The sequence below is a fragment of the Clostridium sp. RTP31139st1_H3_RTP31139_211217 genome (assembly GCF_040227035.1).
Lineage (GTDB): Bacteria > Bacillota > Clostridia > Clostridiales > Clostridiaceae > Clostridium > Clostridium saudiense.
In genome coordinates this window covers 21538-31996 of sequence record NZ_JBCOAB010000037.1, presented here as the reverse complement: position 1 = coordinate 31996, position 10459 = coordinate 21538, and the positions used below count along the sequence as shown (strand labels likewise).

Here is a 10459-nt window from a genome sequence, read left to right as displayed (position 1 = left end):
ATAGAAAACTATAATAAATCACAAGGGTTCAAAAGCAATTTTTATAGTTTAGATGAAATAGTAGGTAAATTTCAAAGAGGAAGACTTATAACAGTGTTTGCAAGAAGTGGAGTAGGTAAAAGTACATTTGCGATACAAACTGCTTCAAATATGGTTATACAAGGTAATAGAGTTGTTTATGGAAGTGGAGAAATGTCTGTAAAGGAAGTCTTAGACAAAATATCTTCTAGTAAGTTAAATATAAAGCATTCTAAATTTACGGAAAATACATTGACTAGAGAAGAAAAAGATAAGGTAAATAGTTTAATGGTTAAATTAATGGAAAATAGATTTTATATAACCAATGAAACTGATATAAATAAGTTTTTAAATGAAGTTAGATTGTACAAGTTAAAAAATGGATTAGATGTACTATTTGTTGATTATGTAAACAAGTATGTAACTGGTATAAGTGGAATTACATTAACTGAAAAAATAGGACAAGTTACAAGTATTTTAAAAGAGTTTGCATTAAAAGAAAAAGTATGTGTAGTGTTATTAGCACAAGCAAATAGAAAATCAGATGGCAATTCAAATTTAGAGTATTACGAGAAATTGGAAGTTAATGATATACAAGATAGTGCGAGAATAGAGCAAGATAGCGATCAAGTAATTGCATTGTATAGAAATATAAAATTAGATAATCCACAAATAAGAGAAAATTTAAATAAAGAAGGAAAATTAGATTACAACTCTAAAAAAGCTGAAAAAAATCCAAATTGTATAAACTTAACTGTATTAAAAAATAGACATGGGAAAAAAGGAACAATAGCTTTAAATTGGGACGGAGATTATTCAAGAATAAGTAACTTCATGAGATAGAGAGGTAATATTTATTATGGCACTAGAGGAAATAGAACAATTAGAGGTAGAATTGAATAAAGCAAAAACAGAAACCTTATTAAATGCTATTGATATATATAGAAATGAGAAAGGTATGGAAGACTTAAAAAAAGATGTCATGAAGGGGATTGTAGAAGTATTTAACAATAGTTTTAGAATGTTAGAGCAGTTAAAAAAGGAATGTAAAGAGAATGGAGAAGAGCAATAGCGAAGAGTTAGAAAATAAAGTTTTAGAGATAGGCAAAAAGTATAAAAATGCAGACAAGCCTACCCAAATAGAAGTTGGAAAGATAATGTTAGGTAAAAGAAGAAAATTTAAAAAGAAAAAAAGCTTATAGATACTACCAATATCTATAAGCAAGGAGCTATCCATAGGATAACATAAAGTATAGCAACTTAAGTTTATCCTATAAGCTCCTAAATAATCAAGAGTAAAATAAAGGAGATAAGGAAATGAATTATAAAAAAATGAAAAATATAGTAGATGGAATAGTAGAAAATGAATTTATTCATATACCGAATATTGAAGAAACTTATTTTGAAAATGAAAATTTTAAGTATAAACAAAAACAATTAGCGACAAAATCAATTAAGGAAGTTTTGAAATTAGATACAACTGAAGAGCAACAAAGATTAATTAGGGAATTAGAGGACTCTATTTCAGATGAATGGTTAGAATTATGTAGATTTTATTTTAGAGAAGGTGTAAGAGCTGGATTAGGAAGTTTAAAGTTTTTAAATGAGATAGATGATGTAGGAACTATATTATAAGTAAAAGAGAGTTACATATGGCAAAGATACAGATTAAATATGAGAATGAAATAGAAAAGATTAAAATATTAGAAGTTTTGTCTAAGGGCATTAAGATAAATAAAATTAGTAAACCAAGTAAGACAGGTAGATATTATAGGGTTTATGTAGATATAGAGTAGTTACTATATTTAATATCTAAGTAACTACAGGAGGCGAAATTTATGTCAGAGAATGAGAAAAAGTTTCATGAGTTATTAAGAGAGTTTATAAAATAGGTGATTTTATGATTAAGAAAAAAGATTTTAAAATATTATTAGATAAATTACTACAGAAGGAATTAGAGGATTTAAGAAAAAGATTTAGACCATATAAGAGAAAGTCATTTTTAAGAAACAAAGTTATTATTGATTTGGATTTAAGGTGTAAAAGGAAAAATACTCTTGGGTATTACGAGAACACAAGAGCAAATGAAAGACAATGGAAATATGAGCATAAGATATTTTTAACTAAGCTATCAAGAAGTTATTATGAAATGTATTGTAATGATTTTAATGATAAGAAAAGAGGAATTGAATGTTTAAGGGAAACAATAAGACATGAATTAATCCATGCTTTTGTATATGAAGAATTTGACGAATGGGAAATGATAGAAGGGTGTAATAGAGATTATTCTCCTATATTTTTAGCATGCCTTCATTGGAGTGGTTTGGATTCACCATATCCATATACAAATAAATTTAAAGAAAGTGATTTATATAAAAATATAGAAAAGTGTAAAAATTACGATATGGTGTATATGTATTTAGTTCATTATATTGGTGATATAGAAAGAAGTGTAAGAAAAATAAATGAAAAGTTAAATAGTGATTCTAATAATTATAAAAATTTAAAGATATCATTTAATTATTATGAAGCAGGAATTATTAAAAAAACTTATTCGAGTTGTACTGTAAGAAGAAAAAAGGATAATGGAATGTGTATAGGGAAAGCTGTTGAAATGGACTTAGGAATAGGATTTCTAGTTACCCCAAATGATATAGAATTAAATTATGAAAGAAAGTTTAATAATAATTCAATGGCAACAAGTCATTTAGAAACAGCATATTATTTAATAAATAATGAATTAAAACAAAAGACAATAATAAGAGAAAGTTAGTATTGGAGAATGGAATTAAATTTATATATTAAAATACTAGCTTAAAATATAGTTTTATGATAAAATAAGTATAAAGATAAATATAAAAATAAGAAGTAAATATTAGATAGTACCCCACTTGATTAAGTGGAAAGCATATAAAGGCTACGGGAAATAGATTAACTTAAGGGAAAGTGAAGATATTCACTTACTAACGAGTTTATATATTCCTGTAGTCTTTTTTTTATTTTTAAGAAAGGAGCTATAGCAATGAATGATGAAGCAAGAAAATTAAGAAATGCTTATGCTAGAGAGTGGCGTTCTAAGAATAAAGATAAAGTAAAAGCCCACCAAGAGAAGTATTGGAAAAATAAAGCTAAAAAATTAAAAGAAGAAGGAGAGAAAAGTAATGGCTAAAAAATTAAGTGATGTAAAAGTTGAGCTTGATCCAGAGCTTAAAGAAATAATTAATTCATATTTTCATAATGAAACTTTAGAAGAAAGAGAAGAAAAAGTTGTAAATAAAATAATAGATGTGTTAGAAGATGGAGAGATACCAATATACAGAGTGCCAGCAATAATGGAGAATGTAGAAAAAAGAATATATTCAGCAGTAGTAAAATTAGCAAGTATTAGACAGTAAAATTTTAAATAATTAAATAGAGAGGTATTAAAATGAGTAAAAAAAGTGAATTATTAAATATTATTGAAGGATATAAAAGACAACAGGAATTATTTAAGAGTAAAGTAAACCAAATAGAAAGTAAACCATATTTAACTCAAGAAGGCAAGGAAATTGAAATAGAGAAAATAGCAATACCATTTAAAGAAGTTGCACAAAATTATCAAAATAGAGCTTTAGAAACATTAAATAGAGGGATTGAAGCTTTAGAGAAAAAATGGAGAGATAATTCAGCTGGAAGATTATTAGATTCAAATTATCAAATAGGATTAACAAATGCAATGAAAATGATTGAAGCAGGAGCGATTACAAATCAAGAAGATTTCCAAAATATTATAAATGTATATAAAGATGATTACAACGCCCTAGCAATGTTAAGAAGTTTAGCAGTAAAATGTGAAAAAGTATATGGATTTTCTGTATTAATACCAAAAGACAATAGAGAATATAATAAAAAATCATTAAATGATTTAAGGAATAATATAGGAATACACATGAGCCCTTATAGAATAAAAGAATCTTTATCTACAGGATTAGAGGGTAATATTAATTTTATTAAAACAAGATTAAAAGATGACTTAACAATAATTCTATGGGAAGAAGTGAAATAAAAAGAGGCTTAAAAGGTCTCTTTTTTATTAAATAATTTTAGAAAGGAGAAATAATATTGAGAGAAGTTAAGCCGATAAGTGATGAAAATATAGAAGATATAGCACAATATTTAAAGAGTAAAAATGAAAGAGATTATGTAATGTTTATGGTTATGCTACATACTGGTTTAAGAATATCAGATGTATTAAAGTTAAGAATATCAGATGTGGTAAATAAAAAAACTATATATATGCAAGAGCAGAAAACAGGTAAATGGAAAGAGATAGAGTTAAGTAGTAAGTTAAAAAAGATATTAAAAGAATATTGCGAGGGTAAAGAGCCTAACGAATATTTAATAAAAAGTAGAAAAGGATATAATAATCCATTACAAAGAGATAGAGCTTATAAAATAATAAGAAGTGCAGCCGAAAAGCATGGATTAAAAAGAGTAGGGTGTCATTCAACTAGAAAGACATTTGGTAGAAAGTATTATAAGAAATATGGAGATATAGAAGAATTAAGAAGATATTTTAATCATAGTAATTCAGGAATAACATTAAGATATATAGGATTAGAACAAGAAGTAATAAATAAGCATGTTAAAGGTTTATGGGATTAAAAAATAGGTATGAAAGATACATATTGTGGGGTATGTATTTTTCATATTTTTAAAATAGTTATAAAGCTAGATAAATACAGGGGTTAAGGGGGAATAAATGAATAATACACAATGTTAGATATGTATCTTTTGGATTAAAAAGGGAAAATACGCTTAAATATAGTAAAATCAATGGTTATAGACCAGAGAAATTAGTTAAAATTGAAAAAGTAAAAAATATAGTAATGAAAGTGATAAAAAAACAATATGCAAAACTAAAAAAAACGAAATACCAAAATAAAAAAACTAACTCAATTATATAAAATACAAATCGCAACAAACACAATTCTTTATACGTTTAAATGTAGAAAAATACAGGGATTAGACATTTCCATAATGCACAGAAAATAATACAATTTTGTTAGTAATTTTTTTAATTTAAAAGGAGTAAAAGTGAATAATATAAATATCAGAAAGAGAGCTTTTAAAATTTACAAAGAGCATCATAAGAATATAAAAATAAGTGAGATAGCAAAATACTTAAATGTAAGTGTTAATACAGTTTATTCATGGAAAAGGAGAGATGAATGGGATAAAAGAATAAATAGTAAAGTAGGAGCACCAAAAGGCAATAAAAATGCTATTGGTAATAAAGGGGGTGGAGCACCAAGAGGAAACCTTAATGCACTATGTCATGGAATGTATATGAGTGATGAAACAGCACTACCAAGCAAAAGAGTATTAATGGGGATTATATTAAAGCAACAAAGAATAATTAATGTTTTAAAAAAATAAAGAATAATACTACAAATTTATGGTATCATTTTTAATAAAATAAATGTATCGAAAAACGAAGGTATGGCGATACAAGAAGAAATTAAGAGAAAATCCCTCATAAATGGCTTAAAATCGTTACTAAATATGTATTATTATGTTTGATAGGTTTAATGATACATATTATAATTAACTCATAAAATATTAGAGCAAGGGGTTAAAAAATGATAGTAAGTTATTTAAGAGTGAGTACATTAAATCAAGAAGTAGGTAGACAAGAATATCAACTTGAAAAATTAAAGATAAAATTTGATAAGGAATATATAGATAAATGCACAGGAAAGAGCATGGAAAGACCACAGTTAATTAAAATGATGAATGAATTAAAAGAGGGAGATATTCTTTATTGTGAAAGTATCAGCAGATTAGGAAGAAACCTAAAGGACTTAATTGAGATAGTAGAGCAATTAATTAATAAAGGTGTTAGAGTTATTTTAGTAAAAGAGGGTATCGACACTAGCACAACAACCTATAAGTTATTACTAGGTATATTTGGAGCTGTTGCAGAAATGGAAAGGGAAACTATCCAAGAAAGAACATTACAGAGTATTGAAAGATTAAAAGAAATAAAATCAAATACTGGTGAAGTTGCTACCAAGAGTGGTAAATGGTTTGGTAGAGAAGAAAAGAAAGTTAGTGATCTACCGAAAGACTTTAAAAAATATTATGACAAAATGTTAAATAAAGAAATAACAAAAGTAGAAATGGCTAAGTTATTAGGCGTTGGTAGAGCAACTCTTTACAGATGGATTAAATTATATGAGGCAGATTAAATATTAAAAATAGAAAATGGAGCAACGTTTTGTTACCCTTATAAATTTATTTGAATAATATGAAGCTCTAAAATAGCATAATATCTTTTTATATGTATCTTTATAGATATTAAATTTATAAAATTAGAGAAAAATTAAATAAAATAAGAATAATTTGATATAATCAGCTATAATAATAAAAAAAAGATTTGTCAATAAATTATTATATGACGTATAATATTAGTGCAGGTAGTAATACGCTGTATACCTATGAAACTGAATTAACGTTTAAGCGACATGGTTATGTCGTCAGCCATAGGGAACGCCGTTCGGCGTTTTTTTGTTTTTAGGGGGAGAATATAATGAATTTATATATATATTCTGATGAATCAGGTGTATTTGATAAAGTACATAATGATATATATGTTTATGGTGGAGTATTATTTTTATCTAAAGAAGATAAGGATATAAACGTAAGAAAATATAAGAACGTTGAAAGAGTTATAAGAGAATCTAAAAAGTATGACAATGGTGTTGAGTTAAAAGCGTGTATTCTCGGAAATAAAGAAAAATCAAAGATTTATAGATCATTGAATAAATGTATTAAATTTGGCGTGATAGTTAATCAAAAAAATATTAGAAATGAAATATTTGTTAATAAGAAAAGTAAGCAGAGATATTTAGATTATGCTTATAAGATAGGTTTAAAACGAATGTTTGAAAACTTGATATGTGAAGGTATTATTTCTGCTGATGAAATTGAAAACATATATATTTATATTGATGAACATACAACTGCAACAGATGGAAGATATGAATTGAAAGAAAGCTTGGAGCAAGAATTTAAAATAGGAACATTTAATTATGATTATAATAAATTCTATCCACCAATTTTTAAGAATTTAAAAAGTGTTAATGTAAAGTATTGTAACTCTAATTCTGTAACATTGGTTAGAGCGTCTGATATAGTAGCTAATAATATTTATTATAAAGCTATAAGAGACATAGAAAATAAATCTAATAAATTATATTTAACTATACTACCATAGATAAATATTAACGATAAAAAACCGACATAATACCGACAATTAATAAATATTTGTAATAGTACAAGCTATTTTATAAATATAAATAAAGTTACATAAACATAGTAAATATAAGGCTTTACAAGGATTGTTATATAAATAAAATTTTATAATAATATATAAGGTTTTTCCTGTTGGGAGTACCATAATAAAAATCGCTAAGAAATTTAAGTTTCTTAGCGATTTTTATTTATATTATTTTGATTTCTTTTCTAAAAAATCTTTTGATTTTTCCAGTACTATTATTAAAGATCCGCCTATAATAAAGAATATCCAGCTGAAGTTTGAAAGATTCATTGCTGGTTGAGGGACTTCTAAAGTAGTAGGTCCCATAAATACGGCATATAAAGATCCAACCATTAATCCTAATATTAAATAAATCATAGCAGATCTATATTTACTTAATAAGAATTTAATTATTTTAATTGTACTTAAAATACCTGTAATTACACCTAATCCAAAGATTATTAATACTGGTAAATAAGAAAAGTTAAGTGATAAAACTTCTTTTATTGCACTTATAATTCCTGTGTAAAGTCCAAATATTAATAATAAAGTTGAACCTGATATACCAGGTAGAACCATAGCAGAAATAGCAATTAATCCAGCAACAAATACAAATATACCAAGTCCAAAGTTTAAACTTCCTAATGAAAGATTCATGCCACCATTAGTACCTGCAGGGTTAAAATACGTAATTAGTCCAACAATTAGAGCACCGATTAAGGTAAAAATAATATTTTTATATTTACCTACTAAAGAATCCTTTTCCTGTTTAATTATTAATGGAATTGCAACTATTATAAATCCAGTAAATAGTGAACTTATACTATAGATGTGTGAATCAAATATAGAAGATAGTATTAGTACAGATAAAACCATACCAGTTACCCAACCGATTCCTAACTTAATTAAAAAGAATAAAGCCTTTTTCTTATCTTCTTTGCTATCTTTTGATATTAATGAGTTTAGAGAGCCTATAAAATCATCATAAAACCCTAATATAAAAGCAATAGTACCACCCGAAACACCAGGTACACTATCAGCTAAGGCCATAAAAAAACCTCTGATAAAATTAATAATATACACAATATCACCTCAAAATAAATATGTTAAGTATAAAATTATAATACTAAAAATAAAAAAATAATAGCACATTATTATTAAATTAATATTAAAAATATTAAAATTTCTATTGAAATAAAATGTAAAATTTGTGTTTATTTATTGGTAAATTATATCATATAGTATTAACGTATGATATAATAAATATCAAAAATATTTTATTAAATTACTAGGAGAGTGATTTTTTTGGAACCCAGTCAAGTGTGGCAGATAATAGTACTTATAATTTTACTTGTATTGTCTGGATTTTTTTCAATGTCAGAAACCGCCCTTATGGCACTAAGTAAAATAAGAATTAGACATATGGTGGAAGAGGGAGTAAAGGGAGCTAAGTTGGTTGAAAAGTTAACAGAAGACCCAAATAAGTTATTAGGAGCCATATTAATAGGCAACAATATAGTCAATATTTTAGCATCATCATTAGCTACAACATTATTTGTTTCTTTAGTAGGTCCAAGTGGGGTTGGAGTAGCAACTGCTGTAATGACAGTATTAGTACTTATATTTGGAGAAATAACTCCAAAGTCAATAGCAAAACAAAAATCTGAAGAAGTATCGTTAAAAGTAAGTAAACCAATAAATATAATAGTTAAAATATTAAAACCTTTTATAGGAATATTTTCGTTTATATCAAGTTTATTTATAAGATTATTAGGTGGAGATCCGAAGGCTACGGAACCATTTATAACAGAAGAAGAATTAAGAACTATGGTAGGTGTTAGTGAAGAAGAAGGTGTGCTTGAAGATGTTGAAAAAGAAATGATTTTCAATGTTTTTGATTTTGCAGATTCTCAAGCTAAAGATGTTATGGTTCAAAGAGTAGATATTGTAGCAGTAGATACCGAAGCTACTTACGAAGAAGTTTTAGAAGTTATAAAAACAGAGCAGTTTTCTAGAATACCTGTATATAATCAAACGATTGATGATATAGTTGGAGTTTTGTATGTTAAGGATTTAATTATAGCAGGTCAAAACAAAGAAGGATTTAAAGTTTCTGATTATATGAGGGAACCTTATTATACATTTGAATTTAAAAAAATTAAGGAATTATTTAATGAAATGAAGAAAACCAGAAATCATTTAAGTGTTGTTTTAGATGAATATGGTGGTACCGTTGGTATAGTAACTATAGAAGATTTAATTGAAGAGGTATTTGGCGATATAGAAGATGAATATGACGACTATGATAAGGAAATAGAAGTTGTAAAAGAGGATGAATATATAGTAGATGGAAGTGCCAAACTTGATGATATAAGTGAATTAATTGGAGTAAATATGGAGTCAGAAGAATTTGATTCTGTTGGTGGATTAATTATAGGAGAATTAGGTAGATTCCCAGATAATAAAGAAGAAGTAACTTTAAACAAAATAAGATTTGTTGTTGAAGAAGTTGATAAGAATAGAATTAAAAAAGTAAGAATTTACACATAGTTACTAATTGAAGTAATAAGGTAAGAGTTAAGAGTTTTAAATGGTAAAATGAATTTTATCAATGGCACTTAGCTCTTAAATTTTAGCCAATAAAAGGTGGAAATGACATAATGAATTATATGGATATTGCTCTAGAAGAAGCTAATAAGGCTTATTTAAAGGGGGAGGTTCCTGTAGGGGCTGTAATAGTAAAGGATAATAAAGTAATAGCTAAAGCTCATAATTTAAAGGAAACAAATAAGTCAGTATTGGCACATGCTGAAGTATTAGCTATTGAAGAGGCTTGCAAGGTATTAGGTGATTGGAGATTAAATGGGGCAGAGATGTATGTAACATTAGAACCTTGTTCAATGTGTGCATCTGCAATTGGGCAAGCAAGAATTTCAAAATTATATATTGGAACATTTAATAAAGATATGGGGGCTTGTGGGACAATTTTAAATATTTTAGATTATGATATTTTTAATACTTATGTAAAGGTAAATTGGTGTTATAATAAAGAATGTAGCGATTTAATAAGTAAGTTTTTTTATGAAAGAAGACAAAGAAAATTAATAGAAAAAGGGGAGGATAAGAGATGAATCCAGTAGC

General features: G+C 26.3%; 16 protein-coding genes. 15 read left to right on the top strand and 1 reads right to left on the bottom strand.

All coding sequences use genetic code 11. From position 1 onward, the window contains the following. The 13 genes from ABUA17_RS14020 to ABUA17_RS13960 all read left to right on the top strand — a co-directional run. Nucleotides 1–861, top strand: an 861-nt coding sequence (locus ABUA17_RS14020) for a DnaB-like helicase C-terminal domain-containing protein (protein WP_349824100.1), incomplete at its 5' end; no start/stop codon positions are given. 16 nt (nt 862–877) lie between these two features. Beyond that, a complete protein-coding gene (locus tag ABUA17_RS14015; protein ID WP_349818090.1) occupies nt 878–1090 on the top strand; it encodes a hypothetical protein in 213 nt (70 codons plus the stop codon). Further along, nucleotides 1074–1220 (top strand): hypothetical protein, encoded by a 147-nt coding sequence (locus ABUA17_RS14010; RefSeq protein WP_349818091.1) that lies wholly within the window; start codon nt 1074–1076, stop codon nt 1218–1220. Before ABUA17_RS14015 ends, ABUA17_RS14010 begins: the two co-directional genes overlap by 17 nt. A gap of 115 nt (nt 1221–1335) precedes the next feature. Beyond that, complete coding sequence (locus ABUA17_RS14005; protein WP_349818092.1) at nt 1336–1653, top strand: hypothetical protein; 318 nt, start codon at nt 1336–1338, stop codon at nt 1651–1653. 17 nt (nt 1654–1670) lie between these two features. Next, the gene (locus ABUA17_RS14000; RefSeq protein ID WP_195949290.1) at nt 1671–1814 is read left to right on the top strand and encodes a hypothetical protein; all 144 of its coding nucleotides are present in this window, start codon (nt 1671–1673) and stop codon (nt 1812–1814) included. A 104-nt stretch (nt 1815–1918) separates the two neighbouring features. Then, on the top strand, nt 1919–2791 hold the full coding sequence (locus ABUA17_RS13995) for a hypothetical protein (RefSeq protein ID WP_323731794.1): 873 nt from the start codon (nt 1919–1921) through the stop codon (nt 2789–2791). A gap of 249 nt (nt 2792–3040) precedes the next feature. Further along, nucleotides 3041–3187: a hypothetical protein gene (locus tag ABUA17_RS13990; protein ID WP_323731795.1), complete on the top strand. Its 147-nt coding sequence runs from the start codon at nt 3041–3043 to the stop codon at nt 3185–3187. Then, on the top strand, nt 3180–3413 hold the full coding sequence (locus tag ABUA17_RS13985; RefSeq protein WP_349818093.1) for a hypothetical protein: 234 nt from the start codon (nt 3180–3182) through the stop codon (nt 3411–3413). Before ABUA17_RS13990 ends, ABUA17_RS13985 begins: the two co-directional genes overlap by 8 nt. Before the next feature lie 32 nt (nt 3414–3445). Next, nucleotides 3446–4063 (top strand): hypothetical protein, encoded by a 618-nt coding sequence (locus tag ABUA17_RS13980; protein ID WP_349818094.1) that lies wholly within the window; start codon nt 3446–3448, stop codon nt 4061–4063. Between the two features lie 56 nt (nt 4064–4119). Beyond that, nucleotides 4120–4662, top strand: a complete 543-nt coding sequence (locus ABUA17_RS13975) for a tyrosine-type recombinase/integrase (protein WP_349818095.1) — start codon at nt 4120–4122, stop codon at nt 4660–4662. A 432-nt stretch (nt 4663–5094) separates the two neighbouring features. Beyond that, nucleotides 5095–5436 (top strand): phage terminase small subunit-related protein, encoded by a 342-nt coding sequence (locus ABUA17_RS13970; protein WP_349818096.1) that lies wholly within the window; start codon nt 5095–5097, stop codon nt 5434–5436. Nucleotides 5437–5639: 203 nt separating this feature from the next. Further along, nucleotides 5640–6248 carry a recombinase family protein gene (locus ABUA17_RS13965; RefSeq protein ID WP_349818097.1) on the top strand — a complete coding sequence of 203 codons (609 nt, stop codon included), beginning with the start codon at nt 5640–5642 and terminating at the stop codon, nt 6246–6248. 341 nt (nt 6249–6589) lie between these two features. Further along, entirely contained in the window at nt 6590–7276 is a 687-nt protein-coding gene (locus tag ABUA17_RS13960; protein ID WP_349818098.1) for a DUF3800 domain-containing protein, read from the top strand. Nucleotides 7277–7507: 231 nt separating this feature from the next. Here ABUA17_RS13960 and ABUA17_RS13955 read toward each other — a convergent pair whose 3' ends face one another. Then, the gene (locus ABUA17_RS13955) at nt 7508–8401 is read right to left on the bottom strand and encodes a DUF368 domain-containing protein (RefSeq protein WP_042397393.1); all 894 of its coding nucleotides are present in this window, start codon (nt 8399–8401) and stop codon (nt 7508–7510) included. 222 nt (nt 8402–8623) lie between these two features. Between ABUA17_RS13955 and ABUA17_RS13950 the strand changes: the two genes are divergently transcribed. Beyond that, entirely contained in the window at nt 8624–9868 is a 1245-nt protein-coding gene (locus ABUA17_RS13950; protein WP_042397396.1) for an HlyC/CorC family transporter, read from the top strand. 110 nt (nt 9869–9978) lie between these two features. Further along, entirely contained in the window at nt 9979–10449 is a 471-nt protein-coding gene (locus ABUA17_RS13945; RefSeq protein WP_042397399.1) for a nucleoside deaminase, read from the top strand. The last annotated feature ends 10 nt before the right edge of the window (nt 10450–10459 follow it).